Origin of the sequence: Pseudomonas sp. Leaf127 (assembly GCF_001423155.1) — a bacterium.
GTDB classification, from domain to species: Bacteria; Pseudomonadota; Gammaproteobacteria; order Pseudomonadales; family Pseudomonadaceae; genus Aquipseudomonas; species Aquipseudomonas ovata.
In genome coordinates, this window is record NZ_LMOA01000023.1 from 163076 (window position 1) to 189234 (window position 26159).

Below are 26159 nucleotides of genomic sequence, written 5' to 3' on the forward strand. Positions count from 1 at the left end.
AATCATGCCGTGCGGCGCAGTATCAGCAGATGGCGCTGGCCTTGGCAACCTGGAACGGCCAGGGCCCGAGCGCTATCGAGACGAAAATCTGTCGGCAATGCTAACAGTTCCTCACTTGGATGCAGCCCTTTCATTGCCAGCCAGCGTGTTTGGGTGTCACCCATGTGACGTGTCCACCCGGCAAAATCCTCAAGACTGCTGAACGCCCGGGAAATGATCCCGGTGTACGGCGCCGCAGGCTGCCAGGTTTCGGCACGGCTGTGGATAACCTCGAGGTTGTCCAGCTTCAGCTCCAGCTTGACCTGGGTCTGGAAACGACTTTTCTTGCCGTTGCTGTCGAGCAACGCAATGTGCGCCTGCGGAAACAGGATCGCCAGTGGAATGCCCGGCATGCCGCCGCCGCTACCGACATCCAGCCAGCGCGAGCCGTCGATGGTGGCCGTATCGCCGGACGATGCGATGACAGACGGCACCACGCTGAGGCTGTCGAGCAGGTGTCTGGACACCATTTCGTCAGGGTTGCGCACCGCCGTGAGGTTGTAGGCCTTGTTCCATTTGATCAACAGGGCCAGATAGGCCAGCAACTGGCTGTGCTGACTGTCACTGAGCTCGATGCCCAGTTCACGTGCCCCTGTGGATAATTCTTCGGCGTGTTGCGGTGTCACCATGGCACTCAAGCGCTTTGCTCCAGCTCACGGCCTGCGCCGCGTTTTTTCAGGTGAATCAGCAGCAGGGAAATCGCTGCCGGCGTGACGCCGGGAATACGCGAAGCCTGGCCCAGGGTATCAGGACGAGTTATCCCCAGCTTGGACTGGATTTCCTTGGACAATCCGGAAATCGACACGTAGTCGATATCCACAGGCAGGCGCGTGTCTTCGCTGGCGCGCAGCCGGGCGATTTCGTCTTGTTGCCGTTCGATGTAACCGGCGTATTTGGTCTTGATCTCGACCTGCTCGGCCACTTGTGGATCGCTGCAACCTTCCCCGGTCAGCGCCACCAGGCTGGCGTAGTCGATTTCCGGGCGGGTCAGCAGGTTGAGCAGGTTGTATTCGTGGGTCAACGGTGTGCCGAAACGTTCGGCAATCGCATCACCGCGCTCGGTACCAGGGCGTACCCAGGTACTTTTCAGGCGCTGTTCTTCACGCTCGATGCTTTCGCGCTTGGTGCAGAACGCCGCCCAGCGGGCATCGTCGATCAAACCCAGCTCACGCCCTTTTTCGGTCAGGCGCAGGTCGGCGTTGTCTTCGCGCAGGATCAGGCGGTACTCGGCCCGGGAGGTGAACATCCGGTACGGTTCCTGGGTGCCCAGGGTAATCAGGTCATCGACCAGCACGCCCAGGTACGCCTCGTCGCGGCGCGGGCACCAGCTTTCCTTGCCCTGCGCACGCAAGGCGGCGTTGGTTCCGGCCAGCAGGCCTTGGGCGCCAGCTTCTTCGTAGCCGGTGGTGCCGTTGATCTGCCCGGCGAAGAACAGGCCGCCGATGACTTTGGTTTCCAGGCTGTACTTGAGGTCACGCGGATCGAAGTAGTCGTACTCGATCGCATAGCCGGGACGCACGATATGGGCGTTTTCCATGCCCTGGATCGAACGCACCACCTGCAACTGCACGTCAAACGGCAAGGACGTCGAGATACCGTTGGGGTACAGCTCGTGGGTGTTCAGGCCTTCGGGCTCGATGAACACCTGGTGGCTCTGCTTGTCGGCAAAGCGATGGATCTTGTCTTCGATCGACGGGCAATAGCGCGGGCCGACACCTTCGATCACACCGGAATACATCGGCGAGCGATCCAGGTTGGCGGCGATGATCTCGTGGGTCCGCGTATTGGTGTGCGTGATCCAGCAACTGACCTGCCGCGGGTGCTGTTCCTTGTTGCCGATGAACGACATCACTGGAATCGGCGTGTCGCCCGGCTGTTCGCTCATGACCGAAAAGTCGACCGAGCGGCCATCGATACGCGGTGGCGTACCGGTCTTCAGGCGCCCGACGCGCAGCGGCAGTTCACGCATGCGGTGGGCCAGGGCAATCGACGGTGGATCACCGGCACGGCCACCGGAATGGTTCTGCAAACCGATATGAATCAGCCCGCCCAGGAAGGTGCCGGTGGTCAGCACCACTGAATCGGCAAGAAAACGCAGGCCCATCTGGGTCACGACGCCACGCACCTGGTCTTGCTCGACGATCAGGTCGTCGCAGGACTGCTGGAAAATCCACAGGTTGGGCTGGTTTTCCAGGATTTCGCGGATGACGGCCTTGTAGATGGCCCGGTCGGCCTGGGCGCGGGTGGCACGTACGGCTGGACCCTTGCGACTGTTGAGCACACGGAACTGAATACCGGCCATGTCCGTGGCCACAGCCATCGAGCCGCCGAGGGCATCGATTTCCTTGACCAGATGGCTTTTACCGATGCCACCAATGGCAGGGTTGCAGCTCATGTGCCCAAGGGTTTCCACGTTGTGCGTCAACAGCAGCGTCTTAACGCCCATGCGTGCCGAGGCCAGTGCCGCCTCGGTACCGGCATGACCGCCACCGATGACGATCACTTCAAAACGGGAAGGGAAATCCACCACGCACCTCGTGCCTGTTGTAGATGAAAAATCGGGATAGCTGACAAGTATAGGGACTTCACCCACCTGAATGAAACCCGTTGAACAAAAAATGACCAGCTGTGCAAAAAGGCGGGATGTGTAAAAAAATTAGAAAGAAAGAAATCTTTTAAAACCTTGTTTTTAATGCTTATGTTACTGAGGCACCTTTCTGTGGATAGATCTCTGTAAGCCACGGTTTACAATGTGTACAACGTTTCAAAAGTCTGTGTTCATGTACCTCTGGGGGCTTTGGATAACTCTGTTTGGCCTGTGGATTAAAGTACGATTTGTCCACAGGGGCAGTTGTGCCCAGTTTTCGAGCCTGCTTATCAACCGGGCTGAAGGCGGGTTATGCACAGGGCTTATTTATGCATGCACAGGCAGCTGAAATACTCTGTTCATGCTTCTCAAGTGCCCGGAAACAGGCGCTTTCGATGATTTTTTTCCATGTGGATAACTTTTTTTGAAGAAAATCACGAAAGTCTGTGAGCTCGTCATGAAAAAGGACCCTTGTCGTAGCCCCGGCCGTAAATGAATAATAGCGATTATCATTCACTGGCTCAGAATCCCCCTCATGCCCTCTCCTTCCCATACGGCAGCGGTTCAGTCGATCTACGAACAGCACCATTCGTGGCTGTATGGCTGGCTCAAGGGCAAGCTGTCCAACACCTGCGATGCGGCTGATCTGGCCCATGACACCTTTGTGCGCATCCTGGCTGCCCGCAATGCAGCCGATATTCGTGAGCCCCGCGATTACCTGACGACCATTGCCCGCGGCCTGGTCATTGATCGCTATCGACGCCGCACCATCGAGCAGGCGTGGCTGCAAAGCATGGCGGCCCGACCCGAAGCAGTAGCGATCAGCGAAGAAGACAAGGCGGTGATCATTGAAACCCTGATGGCTGTGGACAAGACCCTGGCCGGCCTGGGCGCACGCACGCGCAGGATTTTCATGATGACCCAGGTCGACGGCCTGACTTATCAACAGGTGGCCGATCAGTTGGGGCTGTCCCTGAGCAGCATCAAGAAGCACATGATCCGTGCCTTGACCGAATGCTCCGTACTGATGGCAACGCTGTAATGGCCAGTCCGGTCGAGCGTCGGGTGCTTGAAGCGGCGGCTACCTGGTACGTGCAGTTTCAGTCCGAGCCACCTGACAATGCGCAGCGCCAGGCCTGGCTGCGCTGGCTGGCCAGCGATCCGGCGCATCAGGTCGCCTGGCAGCAGATGGAGCTTTTGCAGCGCAGCCTGTGCACCCTGCCCGGCCAGGCAACCCGCCAGGCCTTGTCCGCCAGTGGCCAACGCCGTCAGGTGCTCAAATTGTTATTGCTGCTTCCCGCTGCAGGCCTTGTTGGCTGGCAGGCACAAGACGCGGTGGATAACTGGGCCGACTACCGCACCGGCACAGGCCAGCAACGCCGGATCGAGCTGGCCGACGGTAGCCGGGTCGACCTCAATACCGACACGGCGCTCGATATACGCTTCGATGCCAGGCAGCGGCTGATTCATCTGCGCAACGGGGAGATCCTGGTGCGCACCGGCAAACGCGGTGATCAGCGGCCTTTGCGGGTGGTGACGCAACACGGATCCATTCAGGCCGTGGGCACGCTCTTCGGTGTGCGCCAGCGTTCGGAACGGACCGAGGTGGGCGTTCTGGAGAGCAGTGTGCGCATCCATCCCGAGGCGGCGGTGGATAAAGTCGCCGTGCTCAAGGCCGGAGAATGCACGGCGTTCGATACTCGCACCGTCGGGGCTGTGGGCAAGTATCAGCCTGCGCAGGTGGCCTGGGTCGAAGGCCGCTTGATCGTGCTCGACGCCCGGCTGGGGGATGTACTGGCCGAACTGGGCCGTTACCGTCATGGCGTCATACGCTGTGACGAGCGCGCTGCCAGTCTGCGGGTGTCCGGTACCTTTCGCCTGGATGCGCTTGAGGCGGTACTGGCCAACCTGCAGGCCAGCCAGCCCATCACCGTGCGCTGGTTCACACCTTATTGGGTATCGGTCAGTTACAGCGCTTGAGCGTCCCTGAACATTTTTTGCAAGCGGGGTGATCTTTTTTGAACCTGACACGGCCCTGCTGATAATCGCGATCAACGCGAATCCTTGCCATCTTCAGGGTCACACGTCATGCGCTTCGCTCCGATTCCGTCCTATGTTCGCCAACCGCTGTCCAGGCACTGTATCGCTTACAGCCTGTTGATCGGCGGCGCCGTGATTTATCCACTGCTGGCCTGCCAGGTCCAGGCTCAGCCTGCAATGACCGTGCAACGCTTTGCCGTGGCCGCAGGGCCTGTGGATAACGCCCTGAGCCAGTTTGCAGCCCAGGCCAATGTCATCCTGTCGTTCTCTCCGGCCCAGACCGCAGGCCGTCGTACAACGGGCCTGCAAGGCGAGTTCTCGGTGGACCAGGGCTTTGCCCGGTTGCTGCAGGGTTCGGGGCTGCAGGCCGTGTCTCAGGCGCCTGGCAGCTATACACTGCAGGCGCTGCCAGCCACCGGCGCGATGACGCTGGACGAGACCCGTATCAGTGGCAGCGGTGTCGACCCGTTTGCCCGGGACAGCGCCAGCGACAGCGGATACAAGGCCGGCGCCAGCCGTGCCGGGACCAAGACCAGCACACTGTTGAGCGAGACACCGCGCTCGGTATCGGTGGTGACCGAACAGCGCATCAAGGACCAGAAAGCCCAGACGCTCACCGAAGTGCTCGGCTATGTGCCAGGCATTTTCGCCCCGCCTTTTGCGGCCGGCGATGGCCTGGCGGGCGATCTGTTCTTCATCCGCGGCTTCAACGCCACCGACTACGGCTATGGCTTGCTGCGCGACGGACTACGTGTGCAAGGCAATCGCTATGACACCACCACCGACACGTATGGGCTGGAGCGGGTGGAAATCTTCCGCGGGCCGTCCTCGATCCTGTACGGCGAGAATGCGCCCGGCGGTCTGGTGAACCTGGTCAGCAAGCGCCCCACCGCCACGCCCAAAGGTGAGGTACAACTGAGCTATGGCTCCAACAACCGCCGGCAACTGGCTGTGGATATCTCCGGTCCCCTGAACGACAGCGCCACGGTCCAGGGCAGGGTGGTGATGCTGGGGCGCAAGGCTGACACCCAGACTGACCATGTGCCGGATGATCGTCTGTACATCGCGCCGTCCCTGACCCTGAATTTCGACGACGCCAACCAGTTGACCCTGCTCAGCCATTACCAGAAGGACCACACCAATATGGAGCTGGGCCTGCCGGCCGCCGGCACCCTGCTGGATAACCCCAATGGCAAGCTCGACAAGGACACCATGCTGGGCGTACCCGGCTGGAACACCTTCGAGCGCGAAACCTGGAGCCTGGGCTATGAATTTATCCACAGCTTCAACGAAGACTGGCAATTCCGGCAGAACTCGCGTTATCAACAATCACGTATCAACCGCCACGAGACCTGGCCGGGCAGTCTGAACAACGCAGGCTTCGGCACCCAGCTGAATGTCACCGCCTACGACCGTGGCAACAAGTCGATGGTGTACTCGCTGGATAACCAGCTGGAAGGCAAATTCAGCACCGGCGCTGTGGATAACACCTGGCTGGTGGGCGCCAGCTACGACCGCACTTCATTCAGCCAGGACTGGGACGCCGGTTTTGCCGGGCAGATCAACATTTTCGATCCGGTCTATGCCCGTGATCCGGCGACTTCCATTGCGGTGCAGAACACGTTGCTCGGTCAGCAGATGCAGGGTGTCTACACCCAGATGCAAAGCACCTGGAACAACTGGATCTTCCTGCTGGGCGGTCGCCAGGACTGGGTTGAAAGCGATTTTCGCAACAAGCTGGCGCCTACCGGCGATATCAATGGCCATGACCACAAGTTCACCTGGCAGACCGGCCTGATGTACCGCTTTGACAATGGCCTGACCCCCTACGCCAGCTACTCCACCGCGTTCGTGCCGGTGCAGCAGATCTCCAATGGCGGCGCGCCGCTGGACCCGATCACCAGCTCGCAGGTCGAAGTGGGTGTGAAATACGAGCCGGCCGGCTGGAATACAGCGATGACCGCGTCCGTCTTCGACCTGCGCAAGGAAGATGACACCTATCTGGACGCCAACACATCCACCTACCGGCAAATCGGCGAAAGCCGGGCCAAGGGCGTGGAGCTGGAGATCAACAGCGATATCACCCGCCACCTGAATCTCACCGCCGCCTACACCTACACCGATGCCCGGGTGACCAAGGATGCTCCAGGCTCGCTGATCGAGGATCATCAGGTGACCGGGGTACCACGCAACCAGGCTTCGGTCTGGACCAAGTATCGCTTCCTGGACGGCGCATTGAACGGCCTGTCGATCGCCGGCGGCGTGCGCTACTTCGACAGTACTTTCGCCTACACGCAACCGAGCCTGTACGGCCGGCTCGATTCCGGCGACGTCACGCTGGTGGATGCCGCCATTGGTTATCAGGTCGACCGCCATTGGTCGGTGGATCTGAACGCCCGCAACCTGTTCGACAAGGAGTACGTGTCAGGCTGCAACGACGCCGGTCGCTGCTACTGGGGTGACAGCCGCACCGTGTTGGGGACGGTTTCGTATAACTGGTAGGCCTGTGCCTGAGGGGTCGGAGTGCTAAGTTAACGACACCCCGACCTGCTCAGGAGCTGTTGTGTTTATCCACAGATCTCGATTCAAACGCCTGCTCGCAGCGGTTCTGCTGACGCTGACGCCGCTTGCCCTCGCTGCCGAACAGGCGGCGCATGTCTATATCGTCCATGGCTATCGCGCCACGCCCGACGACCACTGGTTTGCCTGGTTGAAGCAACGCCTCGAAGAAACCGGCACCCGTGTGTCGATCGTCGAGCTGTCTCCCGCCGTCAACCCACAGCCACAACAGTGGCAACAGGCTCTGCAAGCGCAGATACCGCACCCGGATGAACATTCGTGGTTTGTGACACACAGTCTGGGCAGCATTGCGCTGTTGCAGTACCTGGCGACGCGCAAGGACTTATCCACAGTGGGCGGCTATGTGCTGGTATCCGGCTTCAATGACCGCCTGTCGAACATTCCACAAATCGACGGCTTTATCCGGCCTGACCTGGATTACCGCAAGCTGATTCAACTTACCCACAACCGCGTGGTGATTGCCGCACGCAATGACGCGGTGGTGCCGCATGCGGTAAGCGCAGCCTTGGCGAAAAGACTCGAGGCGCGGTTTGTTTCACTGCCGGAGGGCGGGCATTTTCTGGAAGCCGAGGGCTTCAAGACCTTTCCACGGGTGCTGGAAGAGCTGAAAAAGGAGATGTCAGTCCGGTAAATGCCTGAGAGCCCCGTTATCCGGGGGCTGACGGGCTTGTGGGTAACTTGGAATGAGCGGTATTAAATTGTGTCAAAGAAAATTAACTAGCTGAATTTAAAGGATTATCCACAAAATTCATGTCTTTTCGGTCAAATTCACAAAGCGCGCGCTTATCAAATACAAAATAACTTATTGATTTCATTTAGCTTAATCCCCATCCCTTGTGGGAGGCGGCGTGCCGGCGATTGAGCGCGAAGCGCTCACGGCAATCGATGAAACACATCTGCTGCACAACCGATCACCGGCAAGCGGGCCCCGGCAAGCCGTCTCCCACCGGTCCCATGTTTGCTGCGTGACAGTGCTCCGCCCTGCAGCGGCGTCAAGGCGGCAGACAGGATTTCTGTCCACAGCGCTTCGCCGGCAGAACCTGCTGCCGGTGTGCAAGATGAGATCGGATGATAATCGTGGGGCTGTGGACAATTTCTGTTGCGAAACAACGGCCGTTGCGGCCGCTGTTTATCCACAAACCGTCTGGTGTGGTCGCGTACGACTACTTGCCGATGCAGAAACTGGAAAAGATCCTGCCCAGCAAGTCATCGGAGCTGAACGCCCCGGTGATCTCGCCCAAGGCTTGCTGCGCATGGCGCAGGTCTTCGGCCAGTAGTTCGCCGGCGCCCGCCAGGGTCAGCTGTGCACGGCCGTGCTCCAGGAAGCGGCTGGCGCGGTGCAGCGCATCCAGGTGGCGGCGACGGGCGCTGAAGCTGCTTTCCGATGTCTGTTGATAACCCATGCAGGCCTTGAGGTGCTCTCGCAACAGATCCAGGCCGGTGCCTGCCGCCTTGGCGCTGAGGCTGATGGTGACATGACCGTCGTCGCTGGTTTCAAGCCCGACCGCATCGCCGCTCAGGTCCGCCTTGTTGCGGATCAGGGTGACTTTGGCCGGGTCTGGACGCTCTTCGAGAAATTCCGGCCACAGGGCAAACGGGTCGCTTGCTTCGGGTGCCGTCGCGTCGACCACCAGCAGGATGCGGTCAGCCTCACCAATGGCCTTGAGGGCACGCTGCACACCGATCATCTCCACCTGATCCTCGGTGTTGCGCAAACCGGCGGTGTCGACCACGTGCAGTGGCATGCCGTCGATGTGGATATGTTCACGCAACACATCGCGAGTCGTGCCGGCAATGTCGGTCACGATCGCCGCTTCACGCCCGGCCAGGGCATTGAGCAGGCTGGACTTGCCGGCATTTGGCCGACCGGCGATCACCACGTTCATGCCGTCCCGCAGCAAGGCACCCTGCCCGGCTTCGCGCACGACTGTGGATAACATCTCGCGCACGCCATCGAGCTTGCCCAGCACCACGCCATCGGCCAGGAAGTCGATTTCCTCCTCGGGAAAGTCGATGGCTGCTTCCACATACATGCGCAGGCCGATCAACAGCTCGGTGAGTTTATCCACACGCTGGGAGAATGCCCCCTGCAGCGAGCGCAGCGCATTGCGGGCAGCCTGGGCCGAGCTGGCCTCGATCAGGTCGGCGATGGCTTCAGCCTGTGCCAGGTCAAGCTTGTCGTTGAGGAATGCCCGTTCGCTGAATTCACCGGGTCGTGCCAGGCGGCACCCCAGTTGCACGCAGCGTTGCAGCAGCATGTCCAGCACCACAGGTCCGCCGTGGCCTTGCAGCTCCAGTACATCTTCACCGGTGAATGAATTCGGGCCGGGAAAATACAGGGCGATGCCTTCGTCCAGCACCTGCCCGTGTGCGTCTTCGAACGGACCGTAATGGGCATAGCGTGGCTTGAGTTCGCGGCCGGTGATGGCGCGTGCGGCCTTGCCGGCCAGCGGACCGGACACACGCACGATGCCGACGCCTCCCCGGCCCTGGGCAGTGGCAATGGCAGCGATGGTCTCACGAGGGGCGTTCATGGCGACTCCTGAAAAACTGACAGATAGCAAAACGCCCCACGAGGGGGCGTCTTGTACAACTTGTTCACAAGGTTAGATCAGACGACTGCTTTCTTGGAAGCCGCTTCGATCTTACGTGTGATGTAGGCCTGTTGCAGGATCGACAGGGTGTTGTTCACAACCCAGTACAGCACCAGACCGGCCGGGAACCACAGGAAGAAGAAGGTGAAGATGATCGGCATCATTTTCATCACCTTGGCCTGCATCGGGTCCGGTGGTGTCGGGTTCAGACGCTGCTGGATGAACATGGTCGCGCCCATGATGATCGGCAGGATGAAGAACGGATCCTTGATCGACAGGTCGGTGATCCACAGGATCCACGGGGCCTGGCGCATCTCGACGCTTTCCAGCAGTACCCAGTAGAGCGCCAGGAACACTGGCATCTGCACGAGAATCGGCAAGCATCCACCCAGCGGGTTGATCTTCTCTTTCTTGTACAGCTCCATCATCGCCTGGGACATCTTCTGGCGATCGTCACCGAACTGTTCTTTCAGCGCAGCCAGCTTCGGTGCCACGGTGCGCATGCGCGCCATGGACTTGTAGCTGGCGGCCGACAGCGGGAAGAACAGACCCTTGATGAGCATGGTCAGGACAATGATCGACCAGCCCCAGTTACCGAGCACGGCGTGGATATGTTGCAGCAGCCAGAAGATCGGCTGGGCAATGAACCACAGGATGCCGTAGTCGACTGTCAGTTCCAGGCCTGGGGATAACTCTTTGAGCACCGCCTGGCTTTTCGGACCGGCATACAGCGTGGCGCCGGTCTGGCCTTGCGCACCAGGCGCTACGGTCACAGTCGGGCTGGTGAAGCCGATGATGTAGTTGCCCTGGCTGTCCTTGCGGGTCTGCATGGCATTGCTGACATTGGACTCGGGGATCCAGGCAGTCACGAAGTAGTGCTGCAGCCAGGCCACCCAGCCGCCTTGCACGGTTTCACGCACCTGACCCTTGTCGATGTCCTTCATCGACACTTTCTTGTACGGCTCCGAAGGTGTCCACAGGGCAGCGCCCAGGTAAGTGGCGGTGCCGGTGGCGGTCGTCGACGATGGATCCGAGCTGGCATCACGCTTCAACTGGCCAAACAGGTTACCCGACCAGGGCTGTGCGCTCTGGTTATCCACAAGGTAGGTGACCTTCAGATCGTAAAGGCCGCGGTCCAGAGTGAAACGCTTGGTGTAATTGACGCCGTTTTCCGAGAATTTCAGGTCGACGACCAGTTCATTCTGGCCGTCAGCCAGTTGATAACTTTTCTGGGTCGACGAATAAACCGGACGACCGGTAGCACGTGCATCCGGACCGTTGGTGCCGGTCAGGCCACTTTGTGCCAGAAAAAGACGTTCGCCCCCGTTATCGAACAGTTGAAACGGGATTTCCGGACGGTCCTGACGACGTGGGTACAGCGGCAAACGCAGCTGGACAACGTCACCACCGACTGGATCGATGGCCAGATCGAGCACGTCTGTGCTGATTTTGATCAGATCCTTGCTGACTGCAACGGGGGTTTCGACAGGCGCCGCAGTGGCTCCGGCCGCAGTCGGTACATCAGCGTTCGCGGCACCATCGGTGGCGGCAGCCGGTACATCGGCATTGGTAGTGGTAGCAGCAACAGTCGGGGTCGGCAAAGCAGCCTGGCCGTAGTCTTCGTTCCATTTCAGAACGCCGACATAGGTCACGATTGCCAGGGCGCCGATCAGGATCGTGCGTTTAATATCCATGATTACTCGGCCATCGAAGAAGATCGGGAGGGAACGGGTGGAACCGGATCATAGCCACCGGGATTCCACGGATGACAGCGACCTAATCGTCTGAGGGTCAGCCAGCCGCCGCGCAGAACGCCATGATGTTCAATGGCTTCCAGGGCGTAGCAGGAGCAAGTGGGGTAGAAACGACAATGACTGGCCATCAATGGGCTGATGGCATAGCGATAGAACTGGATCGGAACGAGTGCCAGTTTACGCATCAGGATTGTCCACCCCTGCAGGTTCGGTTTTCTCTGGAGTCACAGGCCGGCTGCGTGCCAGACGCTTCCAGAGCTTGCCAAAATGCTGGGTCAGTTCTGGATTACCCAGGTCACCCAGCCCTTTACGCGCGACGATCACGATGTCCCAGCCGACCAGGTTGTCCTGGTGCAGGCGAAACGATTCGCGGATCAGGCGTTTCAGGCGATTGCGCTCAACCGAGAGCTTGACGCTCTTCTTACCGATCACAAGCCCGAGACGGGGATGATCAAGGTCGTTGTCGCGTGCAAGGATCAGGAGATTTTTTCCCGGAACCTTGCCGGTGGGGGAGTCAAAGACTGCCTTGAAATGCCGGGGGGTAAGCAGACGCTTTTCCCGACCGTAGTCCTGACTCACCACCTGTACCGGAGAATCAGACGGCCAGACGCTTACGGCCTTTGGCACGACGACGCGACAGAACGGCGCGGCCGTTTTTGGTGGCCATGCGGGCACGGAAACCGTGAGTGCGGGCGCGCTTGATAGTGCTGGGTTGGAAAGTACGTTTCATGGCGTGTTACCTGGTTCGTCGACAACGGGCCGGAATGGCCCCCGTTTTAAGAGACCGGCGATTCTAGAGAAAGCAAGCGGATAGGTCAATTTCCAACCAGCGTTTACTTCAACGAGTTCTCTATAAAGATGCTGCGCGCTGTCCACCAGGTTTCAGCGGTGAGCTGTAAAGCCTGCGTCGTTATAGAAACAAGAAGTCTTTTTATAAAGCTTTTTTGATACAGCTGTTACTCTTACGCACCCCCTCATCTGTGGATAACCATCTGTAAGCCTTTTATTACAAGGTGTACAGCGTTTCAAAAGGTTGTCGAGAAGCGGTGCTCTGGCTGTGCTGCGCCTCCGGATAAGCTGTGTATTAAAGTGCTTTTTATCCACAGGCAGGTTATGCACAGGCTTGACCCCCTACTTATGCAAAGACCTGAAGGGCGGTTATCCACAGGGCTTAAGTGTTGATATTTTCAGCAATCGGAGGGGATAAATTTTTTGGATAAAAGACGGTGCGGCCACCTACATGTGGATAAGTCGGTCGGTGATCGCTACAATGGCCGCTGTTTTTGCCTTAGCGGCTTTCAACTCAGGGGATATCCGTGTCAGTGGAACTTTGGCAGCAGTGCGTGGAGCTTTTGCGCGATGAGCTGCCGGCCCAGCAATTCAACACCTGGATCCGCCCGCTACAGGTCGAAGCCGAAGGCAGCGAGTTGCGCGTCTATGCACCCAACCGCTTCGTGCTCGACTGGGTCAATGAAAAGTACCTGGGCCGCCTGCTCGAACTCATTGGCGAGCACGGTCAGGGCATGGCGCCTGCGCTTTCCTTATTAATAGGCAGCAAGCGCAGCTCGGCGCCCCGTGCGGCACCCAACGCGCCTCTGGCCGCGGCGGCTGCAGCGGCCCAGGGCTCGCCAGCCAGCCCTGCACCGGTCAACAGTGCACCGGCGGTGATCACCACGCCGGCACCGGCACCGGTGCGCCAGGCCGAAAGCGACGAGCCTTCGCGTGACAGCTTCGATCCCCTGGCCGGCGCCGCCAGCCAGCAGGCGCCTGTGCGCGCCGAAGGGCGTACCGTGCAGGTCGAGGGTGCGCTCAAGCACACCAGCTACCTGAACCGCACCTTTACCTTCGAGAACTTCGTCGAGGGTAAGTCGAACCAACTGGCCCGGGCCGCGGCCTGGCAGGTGGCCGACAACCCCAAGCATGGCTACAACCCGCTGTTTCTTTATGGCGGCGTGGGCCTGGGCAAGACGCACTTGATGCACGCGGTGGGCAATCACCTGCTCAAGAAGAACCCCAACGCCAAGGTCGTGTACCTGCACTCCGAGCGCTTCGTGGCCGACATGGTCAAGGCGTTGCAGCTCAACGCGATCAACGAGTTCAAGCGCTTCTATCGTTCGGTCGATGCGCTGCTGATCGATGACATCCAGTTCTTCGCCCGTAAAGAGCGTTCCCAGGAAGAGTTTTTCCATACCTTCAACGCACTGCTTGAAGGCGGCCAGCAGGTCATTCTTACCAGTGACCGCTATCCCAAGGAAATCGAAGGCCTGGAAGAACGTCTCAAGTCGCGTTTCGGCTGGGGCCTGACCGTTGCGGTCGAGCCGCCCGAGCTTGAGACCCGCGTGGCGATCCTGATGAAAAAGGCCGACCAGGCCAAGGTCGAGCTGCCGCACGATGCGGCCTTCTTCATCGCCCAGCGTATTCGCTCCAACGTTCGTGAACTGGAAGGCGCGCTCAAGCGGGTCATTGCCCACTCGCACTTCATGGGCCGCGACATCACCATCGAGCTGATTCGTGAATCGCTCAAGGACCTGCTGGCCTTGCAGGACAAGCTGGTGAGTGTGGACAACATCCAGCGCACGGTGGCCGAGTACTACAAGATCAAGATTTCCGATCTGTTGTCCAAGCGTCGTTCCCGTTCGGTCGCCCGCCCCCGTCAGGTGGCCATGGCACTGTCCAAGGAACTGACCAACCACAGTCTGCCGGAGATCGGCGACGTATTTGGCGGGCGTGACCACACCACGGTGTTGCACGCCTGCCGCAAGATCAACGAACTCAAGGAATCCGACGCGGATATCCGCGAGGACTACAAGAACCTGCTGCGTACATTGACCACATGATGATGCCAGTGCAGTTTATCGAGGCAAGGGACTAGACCATGCATTTCACCATTCAACGCGAAGCCCTGTTGAAACCCCTGCAATTGGTCGCCGGCGTAGTCGAACGCCGCCAGACCTTGCCGGTGCTTTCCAACGTGCTGCTGGTCGTTCAGGGTCAGCAACTGTCGCTGACCGGCACCGACCTTGAAGTGGAACTGGTTGGCCGCGTCCAACTGGAAGAGCCTGCCGAGCCCGGTGAAATCACCGTGCCGGCGCGCAAGCTGATGGACATCTGCAAAAGCCTGCCCAACGACGTTCTGATCGACATCAAGCTCGAGGAGTCGAAGTTGCTGGTCAAGGCCGGTCGCAGCCGTTTCACCCTGTCGACCTTGCCGGCCAACGACTTCCCGACCGTCGAAGAAGGCCCGGGCTCGCTGACCTTCGACCTGGTGCAAAGCAAGCTGCGTCGCCTGATCGAGCGCACCAGTTTCGCCATGGCCCAGCAGGATGTGCGCTATTACCTCAACGGCATGTTGCTGGAGGTCAACAGCGGTGTACTGCGTGCCGTCGCCACTGATGGTCACCGTCTGGCCATGTGCTCGATGGCTGCCGAGATCGGACAGGCCGATCGTCACCAGGTCATCGTGCCGCGCAAGGGCATCCTGGAGATGGCCCGCCTGCTCACCGAGCAGGACGGCATTGTCAGCATCGTGCTGGGCCAGCACCACATTCGCGCCACCACCGGTGAATTCACCTTCACCTCCAAACTGGTCGACGGCAAATTCCCGGACTACGAGCGTGTACTGCCCAAGGGTGGCGACAAGCTGGTACTGGGCGACCGTCAGGCGCTGCGTGAAGCGTTCAGCCGCACCGCGATCCTGTCCAACGAAAAGTACCGTGGCATTCGTCTGCAACTGGCCAGCGGTCAGCTGAAGATCCAGGCCAACAACCCCGAACAGGAAGAAGCCGAAGAAGAAATCGGTGTCGAGTACAACGGCGACTCACTGGAAATCGGCTTCAACGTCAGTTACCTGCTGGACGTACTGGGTGTGATGACCACCGAGCAGGTGCGTCTGATCCTGTCCGACTCCAACAGCAGCGCCCTGGTGCAAGAGTCTGACAATGACGACTCGGCCTATGTCGTCATGCCGATGCGCCTGTGACCCTCTGATGCATAGCGCAGCCTGATGTCTCTCAGTCGCGTCTCGGTCACCGGGGTGCGCAATCTGCACCCGGTGACCTTCTCCCCCTCTCCGCGTATCAACATACTCCACGGCGCCAACGGCAGTGGCAAAACCAGCGTGCTGGAAGCCGTGCACCTGTTGGGTCTGGCGCGTTCGTTTCGCAGCAACCGGCTGCTGCCGGTCATCCAGTATGAACAGCCCAGTTGCACGGTATTCGGTCAGGTCGAACTGATTGAAGGCGGCCACAGCAACCTGGGCATTTCCCGTGACCGTCAGGGTGAATTCCAGATTCGTATCGATGGTCAGAATGCACGAGGCACGGCCCAACTCGCCGAAACCCTGCCACTGCAGTTGATCAACCCGGACAGCTTCCGGCTGCTGGAAGGGGCTCCCAAGATCCGCAGGCAGTTTCTGGACTGGGGTGTGTTCCACGTGGAACCTCGCTTCATGGCCACTTGGCAGCGCCTGCAGAAAGCCCTGCGGCAGCGAAACTCATGGCTGCGGCATGGTACACTTGACACCGCTTCGCAAGTGGCATGGGACCGGGAATTGTGCCTGGCCAGCAACGAAATCGACGAATTCCGGCGCGCTTACATCAAGGCCCTGAAGCCGGTTTTTGAAAAGACATTAAGCGAACTGGTCGACCTTGAAGGTCTGACCCTGAGCTACTACCGCGGCTGGGACAAGGAGAAAGAGCTGGGCACGGTGCTCGCCTCCTCCTTGCAGCGCGATCGGCAGATAGGCCATACCCAGGCCGGGCCCCAGCGCGCAGATCTGCGCCTGAGGCTCGGAGCCCACAACGCGGCCGACATCTTGTCCCGCGGTCAGCAGAAGCTGGTGGTCTGTGCCCTGCGCATTGCGCAAGGCCACCTCGTCAGCCAGGCGCGTCGAGGACAGTGCATCTACCTGGTGGATGACCTGCCCTCCGAACTGGATGACCACCACCGCCGCGCGCTTTGTCGCTTGCTTGAAGACTTACGCTGCCAGGTGTTCATCACCTGTGTAGATCACGAATTATTGATCGATGACTGGCAGACGGAAACGCCAGTTGCCGTGTTCCACGTGGAACATGGCCGTATCACCCAGACCCACGACCATCGGGAGTGATTGCATGAGCGAAAACCAAACGTACGACTCCTCCAGCATCAAGGTGCTGAAAGGACTGGATGCCGTACGCAAGCGTCCCGGGATGTACATCGGCGATACAGACGATGGCAGCGGTCTGCACCACATGGTGTTCGAGGTGGTTGATAACTCGATCGACGAAGCTCTGGCCGGCCATTGCGACGACATCAGTATCATCATCCACCCAGACGAATCGATTACCGTGCGCGACAACGGCCGCGGTATTCCGGTAGACGTCCATAAAGAAGAAGGCGTTTCGGCAGCCGAAGTCATCATGACCGTGCTGCACGCCGGCGGTAAATTTGACGACAACTCCTACAAGGTTTCTGGCGGCCTGCACGGCGTCGGTGTGTCGGTGGTCAACGCCCTGTCCGAACAGCTGCAACTGACCGTGCGTCGCAGCGGCAAGCTCTGGGAACAGACCTACGTGCACGGCGTGCCGCAAGAGCCGATGAAAATCGTTGGCGAGAGCGAAACCACCGGTACCCAGATCCACTTCAAGCCTTCGGCCGAAACTTTCAAGAACATCCACTTCAGCTGGGACATCCTGGCCAAGCGGATTCGTGAGCTGTCGTTCCTCAACTCTGGCGTCGGCATCCTGCTCAAGGACGAACGCTCCGGCAAAGAGGAAATGTTCAAGTACGAAGGCGGCCTGCGTGCCTTCGTCGAATACCTGAACACCAACAAAACGGCCGTGAACCAGATTTTCCACTTCAACGTCCAGCGTGACGACGGCGTGGGTGTCGAGATTGCCCTGCAGTGGAACGACAGCTTCAACGAGAACCTGTTGTGTTTCACCAACAACATTCCACAGCGCGATGGCGGTACGCACCTGGTGGGCTTCCGCTCCGCCCTGACGCGTAACCTGAACAACTACATCGAGCAGGAAGGTTTGGCCAAGAAGCACAAGGTCGCTACCACCGGTGACGATGCCCGTGAAGGCCTGACCGCGATCATTTCGGTCAAGGTTCCGGACCCCAAGTTCAGCTCGCAGACCAAGGACAAGCTGGTCTCGTCCGAGGTCAAGACCGCTGTGGAACAGGAGATGGGCAAGTACTTCTCCGACTTCCTGCTGGAAAACCCGAACGAAGCCAAGGCCGTGGTCGGCAAGATGCTCGACGCTGCCCGTGCCCGTGAAGCCGCGCGCAAGGCCCGTGAGATGACCCGCCGCAAAGGCGCGCTGGACATCGCCGGCCTGCCGGGCAAACTGGCCGACTGCCAGGAAAAGGACCCTGCCCTTTCTGAACTGTACCTGGTCGAGGGTGACTCTGCGGGTGGGTCGGCCAAGCAAGGCCGCAACCGCCGGACCCAGGCCATCCTGCCGCTCAAGGGCAAGATCCTCAACGTCGAGAAGGCCCGCTTCGACAAGATGATCTCGTCCCAGGAGGTCGGCACGCTGATCACCGCGCTGGGCTGCGGTATCGGTCGCGAAGAGTACAACATCGACAAGCTGCGCTATCACAACATCATCATCATGACCGATGCTGACGTCGACGGCTCGCACATCCGTACCCTGCTGCTGACCTTCTTCTTCCGTCAGTTGCCGGAGTTGATCGAGCGCGGCTACATCTACATCGCCCAGCCGCCGCTGTACAAGGTCAAGAAGGGCAAGCAGGAGCAGTACATCAAGGACGACGAGGCCATGGAAGAATACATGACCCAGTCGGCCCTGGAAGACGCCAGCCTGCACCTGAACGAATCGGCCCCAAGCATCTCCGGTGAAGCCCTGGAGCGCCTGGTCAACGAGTTCCGGACCGTGATGAAGACGCTCAAGCGCCTGTCGCGCCTGTACCCTCAGGAGCTGACCGAGCACTTCGTCTACCTGCCGGCGGTGACGCTGGAGCAACTGTCCGACCACGCCGCCATGCAAGACTGGCTGGCCAGGTTCGAAGTGCGCCTGCGCACGGTCGAAAAATCGGGCCTGACCTACAAGGCCAGCCTGCGTGAAGACCGCGAGCGTAACGTCTGGCTGCCGGAAGTCGAACTGATCTCCCACGGCCTCTCCAGCTACGTGACCTTCAACCGCGACTTCTTCGGCAGTAACGACTACCGGACGGTCACCGTGCTCGGTGCCCAGATCAGCTCGTTGCTCGAAGAAGGTGCCTACGTCCAGCGTGGCGAGCGCAAGAAGCCGGTCACCGAGTTCAAGCAGGCGCTTGAATGGCTGATGACCGAAAGCACCAAGCGTCACACCATCCAGCGCTACAAAGGGCTGGGCGAAATGAACCCGGACCAGCTGTGGGAAACCACCATGGACCCGAGCGTGCGTCGCATGCTCAAGGTGACGATCGAAGACGCCATTGGCGCCGACCAGATCTTCAACACCTTGATGGGCGACGCCGTAGAACCGCGCCGCGACTTCATCGAAAGCAACGCGCTGGCCGTGTCCAACCTGGACTTCTGATGTAAGCGCAACAATGAAAAGCCCCTGCCAGCCTCGCTGCCAGGGGCTTTTTCATGCCAGCGCACCGTAGGATCGGCTTCAGCCGCGAACACCCGCCTCCATCATCCCCCGCTCGATCCATCCCGCCAGATCCCGTGGCGCCGGCGAATCGGCATACCCCTGCGCAATCTCGAAAGGATCAATCATTACACCCTGCGGCTCGGCAAACGAAAAGTCCCCTACCCCATACCGGGCAAAGGTCGGCGACCCTGGCACGGTGTCCACCTGCCAACAACCCTGGTAGCGGCAGACCAGATACTCGCCGATGAAATAGCCGATGCGCGTAATGAACCAGGCTCTGTTCTGCTCGCTGATGTGCGCGTGACGAAAGCCGTCATCCAATAGCGGCAAGAACCTCTCCGGCCGGATCAGGACCTCATGCGGCTCGGCAAAGCCCAGGCTGGTGCAGAACTCATGCAGCACCGGCAAGCGCTCAGAGCGGAAGGCATCGAACCCGGCGATGCGCCGTGCAAGCAATGCCTCTGGCGTTTCTTCTGGAGCGTTCATGGCGGTTTGCCCTTCTTCAAGAAATACCTATGAGGGTTTGGATCTACAGCCTGTAGACGTGATACGCATGTTCAAGGATGGGCTCAGACGAACCTGAGCTTCCAGTAGTCCACACCCCTGGCCCAGTACCGATGCGTATCCGGTATGAGGTAATTGAAATCCGCACACTTGGCCAACCAGCCTGGGTGGGCCAGCGATTCGTGAAACCGGTCCTGATTCATGTGCAGGAAAATCTCACGATCAAAGTTGATGTAGAACAGTGGTAACCGTGAAGCCAGGACATTGGCAAGACAGAAATCTTCCCGGCTCAGCGCCACCCCGGACAGATAATGGTCTTCGACTCGTACCAACAAGGCGCACGTTGTCGACGGTATGAAAAAATGTTCAAGGTGCTCGCAGACGACGGCGGTCCCCTGTGGATCATTCAGGTACTGCAGAAAGGTATCGGCCGTAAGCTGTAGCACGCCATTTCTGAATTCCTCGCAGGACCGGGTGTATTGCTCAGGCGTGATATCGCCCTTCTCCAGATAGGCGCTGTAGTCTTTTTCGGCATCAAGGTCGAAATTGTAGGTATGGTCCAGCACCCAATAACACCTGCCTTGATGCACGAAAAAGCAGAGGCTTTTTTCGTGGATAAACAGGTCGGTGAGACAGGACTCATCCAGTTCAGCGGCTGATACCGTGCGAGGGTTCATTGAGGGCTCCTGCTATTGATCACGATGGTCCCGCCCAGCATGTCACCCAGGCGCCGACGATGACCAAAGAACACGAAGATCGCGTCCAGCACGCTGAACAGTATTTTCGGGAAGTTGCGCAGCAATGATCTGAAAGGCGTGCAGTAGGTCTCGAATGGAAACCCCACGACTGACATACGCATCACGCGTTTGCCCGGACTTTGTCCGCGCGGCAGTGCGTCAGCGAATAAAAGATACAGGTAAGGCACCAGAAAAGTGATCGTGAACAGGGTCATTTCAAGGGTGTGTGAAATCGAGACGAAGAACCAGGCTGCCAATAATCCCACTACCTTCTCGGTGACAATGAAAAGAATATGAGCTATCGATACATCAATCATGACCGCGTAAAAGCGCTTCAGGGGCGTGGCCAGATCATAGGTTGAAGGAAGACAGTCATGCATATACGTTTTCATTGATAACACCGGATAGAGTGACTGACGCCGCTACACAAGCGGCTCAGACGGCTTGTTGCCGTGATGGTTCCTGCGAACGACCAAAACTGTGGAGCAATACCCATTTTCAACCGGTGGTGGGATGGGGCCAGACGACCGATTTCCCTACCCGATTTAATCGCATCCTGCACCGGGAGGAACCTTCTTGCCGGTTTGACCCGATGCCAAGTGCGATACGACACGGAGCCTGCCAGCCGATGAAGCTTCTGATTTACTCCGACCTGCACCTGGAATTCGTCGACTTCCAGCCCCCTGCTGTCCAGGCCGATCTGGTGGTGCTGGCCGGGGATATCTCGGTGCGCAGCCGTGGGGTGACTTGGGCGACCGAAACCTTCAACGCTCCGGTGATCTATGCCTGCGGCAATCATGAGTTCTACAAAGGACACATCGATAAGACACTGATCAAGATGCGAGAGACCGCCGCCGGGCATGTGCATGTCCTGGACAACCAGACCCTGATCATTGGCGACACCCGCTTTCTGGTGGCTACGGCCTGGACAGACTTCACCGCCACCGGAAACTATCAGGTCGCAATGGGTGTATGTGCCGAGCGGATGAACGACTTCAAGCGCATTCGGATCGGAGAGCGCTACAGCAAGCTGCGCCCTGTCGACCTCATCGCCCGCAACATCGCTACGCGCCGTTTCCTGGCCGATGAACTTGGTAAGGCATTCGAGGGCAAGACAGTGGTGATCACGCATCACTGCCCGATTCAGGAGGTCGCAGGTAATGATCATGACGGTCACCTGGGCGCGGCCTACTTCAACCAATGGCATGACCTGGTGGCCCAAGCGGATGCCTGGATTTTCGGCCACACCCATCATGCCATCGACACCGTTGTCTCGGGCTGCCGGCTTGTTTCAAATCCGCGAGGCTATCCCGGCGAATGCACGGGGTTTATCCCGGACCTCTTGATTGAAGTCTGAGGCGGTTCGTCTTGAGTCTTTCATGACGCAACGTGTGTGAAACGCGGCTGGCTCATAGGAACCCAGGCCAGCCGGTGTGCAGAGAGAATTAGACCGAGTGTTCCACGTGGAACATATGAGAAATGACCGGGGTGAACAGCATGGCTTTCAGCCTCAGAACGAATACTTCAGCGACAGGATCAGATTCCTCGGCTCGCCATATACGCCGTTCTCGGTGATCGAGGCATAGTACTTCTTGTCGAGCAGGTTGCTGGCATTCAAGGTCGTTGACAGGTTCTGGTTGATGTCATAGCGGGTCATGGCGCTCAGCAACATGTAGCTGCCCTGTTCAGGGTAGCCTTCACCCTCGAAGCCATAGCGGCTTTTCCAGTTGAATCCGCCACCGATTGTGAGCCGGTGCAAAGCCCCCGACAGACGATAGGTGGTGAAGCCTTTGACGTTATGCCGAGGTATGCGGCTCATGGCCCGGTTGCCCTGTGCGTCCTCGCTCAGGCTGTAGGCATAGCCGCCCGCAATGTTCCAGCCTTCGCTCAGTTCGCCATTGGCTTCCAGTTCTACGCCTTCGGTGGTGATGCCTTGCAGCGAGCGGTAGGCGCTGAGGGTGCCGTCGTACTCGGCCACGTTGTCCTGCTCGACCTTGAACAGGGCCAGGTTGGCATTGAGCCGGCCGTTGTTGAAGGCGGCCTTTATCCCGGCTTCATAGGCGGTGCCTTCCTCCGGTTCAAGCGGACTGTTATTGATGTCGCGGACTGTGGCGCTTTGTGGATTGAATATCTGCGTGTAGCTGCCATACAGCGACCATGTGTCGTCCAGATCATAGATCAGGCCGGCAAAGGGTACGACCACACCGCTTTCAGTCTTGTCCTGCCGGCTGCGCACGCCTGTCGTGGAGACGGTGCGGGCATTGCGTTTCCAATCCATGACTCGAGAGCCGATGATGAGGTGAGTGGCATCGGTCAGGCTGAACCGTGAGGTCAGGTAGGCGCTGTACTGGGTTTCTTCGGTCGTGGTCTTGCCCGTGCGGTTGAAGTCCGGGCGGTTTGCACCGCGGCCATTCCAGTCCCACACATTGCCCAGCGTGCCGTCGTAGTTGCTGTTCCAGCTGTACAGCCAGCCATAGTTATCGGACTTGATATCGGTGTGCGACAAAGCCACGCCGGCGACCAGTTCATGCTCGCGGCCCAGGAACGAAAACGGGCCGGTGGCGTAGGCGTCCAGGCTGTTGACCGTATTGGTTTCAACCCACTTGGCCGGCGCAATACTGCTGCCCAGCCCGGTGGTGGCATCGATCTCGCCGTACTGGTAGTAGGAGATCGCATCCTGCTCGTTGCGACTGCGGCTGATTTCAACCTTGCCGTTCCAGCCGTTATCGAAGGCCTGATCCAGCGACACGAAAAGGTTGCTCTGGCGGGTGTCGTAATAGCTCCAGTCTGGCGCGTTGTTATACGAACGCGGCAGCTTGATCCGGGTGCCGGTGCTGTAGTTGTTGTCGTAAAACAATGGCACTCCGCTGCGCAGCGGCTGTTCATTGTCATTGCTCTGGTAGCTGAAACCGACGCTCAGCAAGGTCTGTTCGCTGAGGTCGAACTCAGTGATGCTATAAGCCAGGTCCGCACGGCTTTCATAGCGGTCCAGCCAACTGTTGCGGTCCTTGTGGTCGAGCACCAGGCGGCTGCGAATCGTGCCGGTGCTGTTGAGTGGGCCGGATACATCAGTGCCCACGCCGTACTGGTCCCAGCGCCCTGCCTCGGCACTGACGCTGGCCTGGTTCTGTGCCGTAGGACGCTTGCGAACCATGTTGATGGAGGCGCCCGGGCTGCCCATGCCGCTCATCAATCCGGTGGCGCCACGCACGACCTCGACCCGATCGAACATGGCGGTTGAGGCTTGCAGGCTGAACAGTTTGCTTGACGATTTCGGCAAGCCATCGACCAGATAATTGGAAATCATGAAACCGCGCGAATAGGGCTGGTCCAGGTCGGTGCCAATGCCCTGGTTGAAAGTGCTGATGCCCACCGTCGCCTCCAGCACGTCGGTGATGCTGGACAGCTTTTGATCATCCAGTCGCTGGCGGGTAATCACGGTGACCGATTGCGGTGTTTCCTTGAGGCTCAAGCCCAGTTGGTGGCGCTGCTTGAGGGGCGGGTCGAAACATACGCGCCAGTGTCTTCACTTTGCAGCTCCAGACCGGCGTCCTGAATGCGCGTCGCCCCCAGCTCCACCGCCTTTCCCGTCTCGACCGCCACCGCCAGCGCATAGTTGCCCCCGGTATTGATCGCCTGCAAACCGGTATCCGCCAGCAGCCTGGCCAGGCCCTCACCCACCCCGTAATTGCCATTCAGCCCCGGGCTGCGTTTACCGGCCGTAAGCTGGGCATCGGCCGACAGCAGAATGCCCGCCTCTCTGGCAAAATGATTGAGCGCCTGATCCAGATTGCCGGCAGGAATGGCATAGCCACGGCTCTGCTCACGGCTGGCCGACGGTTCGCCGGCCGCCAGCACCGGCAGGCCCGGGACGGCAGCCAACAGGCCGGTGAACAGCGCGCTGCGCACGCAAAGACTGAGTCGGGAACGATATGGGATGAGTAGATGCGGCACGCTGGGGATCCTCTGACGAAGGCGGCAGGATGAGTTCAAGAGGTATCCCGAGCGAGCATGCAAAACCGACAAGGCCAATCAAAAAAATTGTTGAATAACTGATTCGCAGGAGCGGACGGGCGGCGATCCGCTTCGGCCGGGAAAGCCATTCCCGGCTGAAGTCGGTCCTACAAGGTGGTTATTGCGGTGCGCTCACTGTTACCCAATAACGCGTCAGCCGGTGTACTTCGACCGGTAGCGACTGTTGCAACGCCAGCAGCACCCGGTCGGTATCGGCCAGTGGAAAGACTCCGGTCAGTGGCAGCCCGGCCACTGCCGGGTCGCAACGCAGCACGCCCGGCCGATGGCGCGACAGTTCATGGATGAAGCGCCCCAGCGGCATGCGTTCGGCCACCAGCCGGCCCTGGGTCCAGGCAATGGCATTGGTATCGGCTTCGATGACCTGCCCTGCCCGCTCGGTGCTGAACCAGCACTGCTGCCCGGCATACAAGCGTGTAGCCGCTGCCTTCAAGGGGCGCAGTTCCAGCTCACCCTCGAACAGCGCCACACGGCTGCCACCGTCGACCTCGTACACCGAAAAGCGCGTGCCCAGCGCCTGGATCTCACCAGCCGCTGTCTCGACGATCAAGGGTCCGCGGGCCGGATCATGTCCACTTTGTAGAAGGATTTCGCCACTCAATAACCGAATCCGCCGTTCGCCAGCGCTATAGCGAATATCCACCGCCGTGCCGCTGTTGAGGCTGAGCTGGCTGCCATCGACCAGGGTCTGGTTCATCGGCGTGCCGGCTCCACTGCGCAGGTCGGCCATGGCCTCGCGCCACGGCAGGCGGCTCTGGGCCAGGTAACCGGCACCACCGGCCACCGCCAGCAGGCCCAGCAGCTTGAGCGTCTGGCGCTTGTGGGTATCCGGTTGCTGACGCAACACTGCGCCGGCCATGTCGGCTGGCACGCCGCTCAAGGTGCCCTGCAACTGTTCGAAACGCTGCCAGGCCCTGCGGTGTTCGCTGTCGGCCGCCTGCCATGCATGGAAGCGGCGTTGCTGGTCGGCGTCCAGCTCGCCATTCCAGTGCAGCATCAGCCAGTGGCTGGCCTGCTCGACGACCGCCTCATCGATCGGGGCTTCGCGGGCCGGTTTCATTCGGCGTACAACACCTGGTAACAGGCGCTGATGGCACGCAGCATGTACTTCTGCACCGAGCTGACACTCACTTGCAGGCGCTCGGCAATCTGCGCGTAGTCCAGCCCTTCAAAACGCGACAGCAGGAAGGCTTCGCGCACCCGCGCCGGCATGGCGTCGAGCATGCTGTCGATCTGCAACAAGGTTTCGATGACCATGGCGCGGGTTTCCAGTGACGGCGTTTGCGGTTCCGGCAAGTGGGCCAGGCTGTCCAGGTAAGCCCGTTCGATGCGCTGGCGCCGCCACTGGTCGATCACCAGGTTGCGGGCAATCTGCGCCAGGTAGGTACGGCCCTCATCGATAGCGGGCAAGCGGCGGGTGATCAGCAAACGCAGAAAGGTGTCCTGAGCAACGTCGGCACCGCGTTCATGGTCGCCCAAGCGTTTGCGCAGCCAGCCTTGCAGCCAGCCATGATGATCGCGGTAAAGCATGTCGATGGACGAGGTTTCGATAGGCACCGCGCGGTCCGCCCTGAATGCATTTAAGAATTAGTCGCAATTCTATGATGGCTAAATGCAGATGAGCAATCACGGTACAGATGTGCTGATGACCGGCATAAAAAAACCGGCCCCCGCAAAGGGCCGGTCCAGAGGCTCATGAAAAC

General features: G+C 59.5%; 23 protein-coding genes. 9 read left to right on the plus strand and 14 right to left on the minus strand.

Features of this window, described 5'->3' with window-relative positions; all coding sequences use genetic code 11:
- Nucleotides 1-2 precede the first annotated feature (2 nt).
- Complete coding sequence (rsmG, locus tag ASF84_RS21820) at nucleotides 3-677, minus strand: 16S rRNA (guanine(527)-N(7))-methyltransferase RsmG (RefSeq protein WP_056840959.1); 675 nt, start codon at nucleotides 675-677, stop codon at nucleotides 3-5.
- Nucleotides 674-2566: a tRNA uridine-5-carboxymethylaminomethyl(34) synthesis enzyme MnmG gene (gene mnmG / locus ASF84_RS21825; RefSeq protein ID WP_056841499.1), complete on the minus strand. Its 1893-nt coding sequence runs from the start codon at nucleotides 2564-2566 to the stop codon at nucleotides 674-676. Before mnmG ends, rsmG begins: the two co-directional genes overlap by 4 nt.
- 595 nt (nucleotides 2567-3161) lie before the next feature.
- Between mnmG and ASF84_RS21830 the strand changes: the two genes are divergently transcribed.
- The 4 genes from ASF84_RS21830 (at nucleotide 3162) to ASF84_RS21845 (ending at nucleotide 7877) form a co-directional block, all read left to right on the plus strand.
- Complete coding sequence (locus tag ASF84_RS21830) at nucleotides 3162-3668, plus strand: sigma-70 family RNA polymerase sigma factor (RefSeq protein ID WP_056840960.1); 507 nt, start codon at nucleotides 3162-3164, stop codon at nucleotides 3666-3668.
- Nucleotides 3668-4606: a FecR domain-containing protein gene (locus tag ASF84_RS21835; RefSeq protein ID WP_056840961.1), complete on the plus strand. Its 939-nt coding sequence runs from the start codon at nucleotides 3668-3670 to the stop codon at nucleotides 4604-4606. Before ASF84_RS21830 ends, ASF84_RS21835 begins: the two co-directional genes overlap by 1 nt.
- Before the next feature lie 108 nt (nucleotides 4607-4714).
- Nucleotides 4715-7168: a TonB-dependent siderophore receptor gene (locus ASF84_RS21840; protein WP_056840962.1), complete on the plus strand. Its 2454-nt coding sequence runs from the start codon at nucleotides 4715-4717 to the stop codon at nucleotides 7166-7168.
- Between the two features lie 61 nt (nucleotides 7169-7229).
- Nucleotides 7230-7877, plus strand: coding sequence for an RBBP9/YdeN family alpha/beta hydrolase (locus tag ASF84_RS21845; RefSeq protein WP_056840963.1), 648 nt, complete (start codon nucleotides 7230-7232; stop codon nucleotides 7875-7877).
- A gap of 532 nt (nucleotides 7878-8409) precedes the next feature.
- Here ASF84_RS21845 and mnmE read toward each other — a convergent pair.
- The 5 genes from mnmE to rpmH all read right to left on the minus strand — a co-directional run bounded on the left by mnmE (nucleotide 8410) and on the right by rpmH (nucleotide 12324).
- Complete coding sequence (gene mnmE, locus ASF84_RS21850) at nucleotides 8410-9780, minus strand: tRNA uridine-5-carboxymethylaminomethyl(34) synthesis GTPase MnmE (RefSeq protein ID WP_056840964.1); 1371 nt, start codon at nucleotides 9778-9780, stop codon at nucleotides 8410-8412.
- Between the two features lie 77 nt (nucleotides 9781-9857).
- Entirely contained in the window at nucleotides 9858-11534 is a 1677-nt protein-coding gene (gene yidC, locus ASF84_RS21855; protein ID WP_056840965.1) for a membrane protein insertase YidC, read from the minus strand.
- Nucleotides 11535-11536: 2 nt separating this feature from the next.
- Entirely contained in the window at nucleotides 11537-11779 is a 243-nt protein-coding gene (gene yidD, locus ASF84_RS28695) for a membrane protein insertion efficiency factor YidD (protein WP_082481769.1), read from the minus strand.
- Nucleotides 11772-12173, minus strand: coding sequence for a ribonuclease P protein component (gene rnpA / locus ASF84_RS21860; RefSeq protein WP_056841500.1), 402 nt, complete (start codon nucleotides 12171-12173; stop codon nucleotides 11772-11774). Before rnpA ends, yidD begins: the two co-directional genes overlap by 8 nt.
- Before the next feature lie 16 nt (nucleotides 12174-12189).
- Nucleotides 12190-12324: a 50S ribosomal protein L34 gene (rpmH, locus tag ASF84_RS21865; RefSeq protein ID WP_002551315.1), complete on the minus strand. Its 135-nt coding sequence runs from the start codon at nucleotides 12322-12324 to the stop codon at nucleotides 12190-12192.
- A 586-nt stretch (nucleotides 12325-12910) separates the two neighbouring features.
- Here rpmH and dnaA point away from each other — a divergent pair.
- Genes dnaA through gyrB form a run of 4 tightly spaced genes read left to right on the plus strand, consistent with a single transcriptional unit; the run spans nucleotide 12911 to nucleotide 19123 of the window.
- Nucleotides 12911-14431, plus strand: coding sequence for a chromosomal replication initiator protein DnaA (gene dnaA / locus ASF84_RS21870; RefSeq protein ID WP_056840966.1), 1521 nt, complete (start codon nucleotides 12911-12913; stop codon nucleotides 14429-14431).
- A 38-nt stretch (nucleotides 14432-14469) separates the two neighbouring features.
- Nucleotides 14470-15573, plus strand: coding sequence for a DNA polymerase III subunit beta (dnaN, locus tag ASF84_RS21875; RefSeq protein ID WP_056840967.1), 1104 nt, complete (start codon nucleotides 14470-14472; stop codon nucleotides 15571-15573).
- 24 nt (nucleotides 15574-15597) lie between these two features.
- On the plus strand, nucleotides 15598-16701 hold the full coding sequence (recF, locus tag ASF84_RS21880) for a DNA replication/repair protein RecF (protein WP_056840968.1): 1104 nt from the start codon (nucleotides 15598-15600) through the stop codon (nucleotides 16699-16701).
- A gap of 4 nt (nucleotides 16702-16705) precedes the next feature.
- A complete protein-coding gene (gyrB, locus tag ASF84_RS21885; protein WP_056840969.1) occupies nucleotides 16706-19123 on the plus strand; it encodes a DNA topoisomerase (ATP-hydrolyzing) subunit B in 2418 nt (805 codons plus the stop codon).
- A gap of 78 nt (nucleotides 19124-19201) precedes the next feature.
- Here the strand turns inward: gyrB and ASF84_RS21890 are convergent, their stop codons facing one another.
- The 3 genes from ASF84_RS21890 to ASF84_RS21900 form a co-directional block, all read right to left on the minus strand.
- Nucleotides 19202-19669 carry a hypothetical protein gene (locus ASF84_RS21890; RefSeq protein WP_056840970.1) on the minus strand — a complete coding sequence of 156 codons (468 nt, stop codon included), beginning with the start codon at nucleotides 19667-19669 and terminating at the stop codon, nucleotides 19202-19204.
- 83 nt (nucleotides 19670-19752) lie between these two features.
- The gene (locus ASF84_RS21895; RefSeq protein WP_056840971.1) at nucleotides 19753-20364 is read right to left on the minus strand and encodes a hypothetical protein; all 612 of its coding nucleotides are present in this window, start codon (nucleotides 20362-20364) and stop codon (nucleotides 19753-19755) included.
- Entirely contained in the window at nucleotides 20361-20816 is a 456-nt protein-coding gene (locus ASF84_RS21900; RefSeq protein ID WP_056840972.1) for an RDD family protein, read from the minus strand. The genes ASF84_RS21895 and ASF84_RS21900 overlap by 4 nt, the downstream gene beginning before the upstream one ends.
- Nucleotides 20817-21052: 236 nt before the next feature.
- On the opposite strand from ASF84_RS21900, the gene ASF84_RS21905 reads away from it, so the two are divergent.
- Nucleotides 21053-21781 (plus strand): metallophosphoesterase, encoded by a 729-nt coding sequence (locus ASF84_RS21905; protein ID WP_056840973.1) that lies wholly within the window; start codon nucleotides 21053-21055, stop codon nucleotides 21779-21781.
- 153 nt (nucleotides 21782-21934) lie between these two features.
- On the opposite strand, the gene ASF84_RS21910 is transcribed toward ASF84_RS21905, so the two are convergent.
- From ASF84_RS21910 to ASF84_RS21925, 4 genes are all read right to left on the minus strand, one after another.
- Entirely contained in the window at nucleotides 21935-23896 is a 1962-nt protein-coding gene (locus tag ASF84_RS21910; protein ID WP_056840974.1) for a TonB-dependent siderophore receptor, read from the minus strand.
- Nucleotides 23893-24378, minus strand: coding sequence for an STN domain-containing protein (locus ASF84_RS29265; RefSeq protein ID WP_162241275.1), 486 nt, complete (start codon nucleotides 24376-24378; stop codon nucleotides 23893-23895). Before ASF84_RS29265 ends, ASF84_RS21910 begins: the two co-directional genes overlap by 4 nt.
- A 178-nt stretch (nucleotides 24379-24556) precedes the next feature.
- Nucleotides 24557-25516, minus strand: a complete 960-nt coding sequence (locus ASF84_RS21920) for a FecR domain-containing protein (RefSeq protein ID WP_056840976.1) — start codon at nucleotides 25514-25516, stop codon at nucleotides 24557-24559.
- Nucleotides 25513-26013 (minus strand): sigma-70 family RNA polymerase sigma factor, encoded by a 501-nt coding sequence (locus ASF84_RS21925; RefSeq protein WP_442963080.1) that lies wholly within the window; start codon nucleotides 26011-26013, stop codon nucleotides 25513-25515. Before ASF84_RS21925 ends, ASF84_RS21920 begins: the two co-directional genes overlap by 4 nt.
- Nucleotides 26014-26159 lie beyond the last annotated feature (146 nt).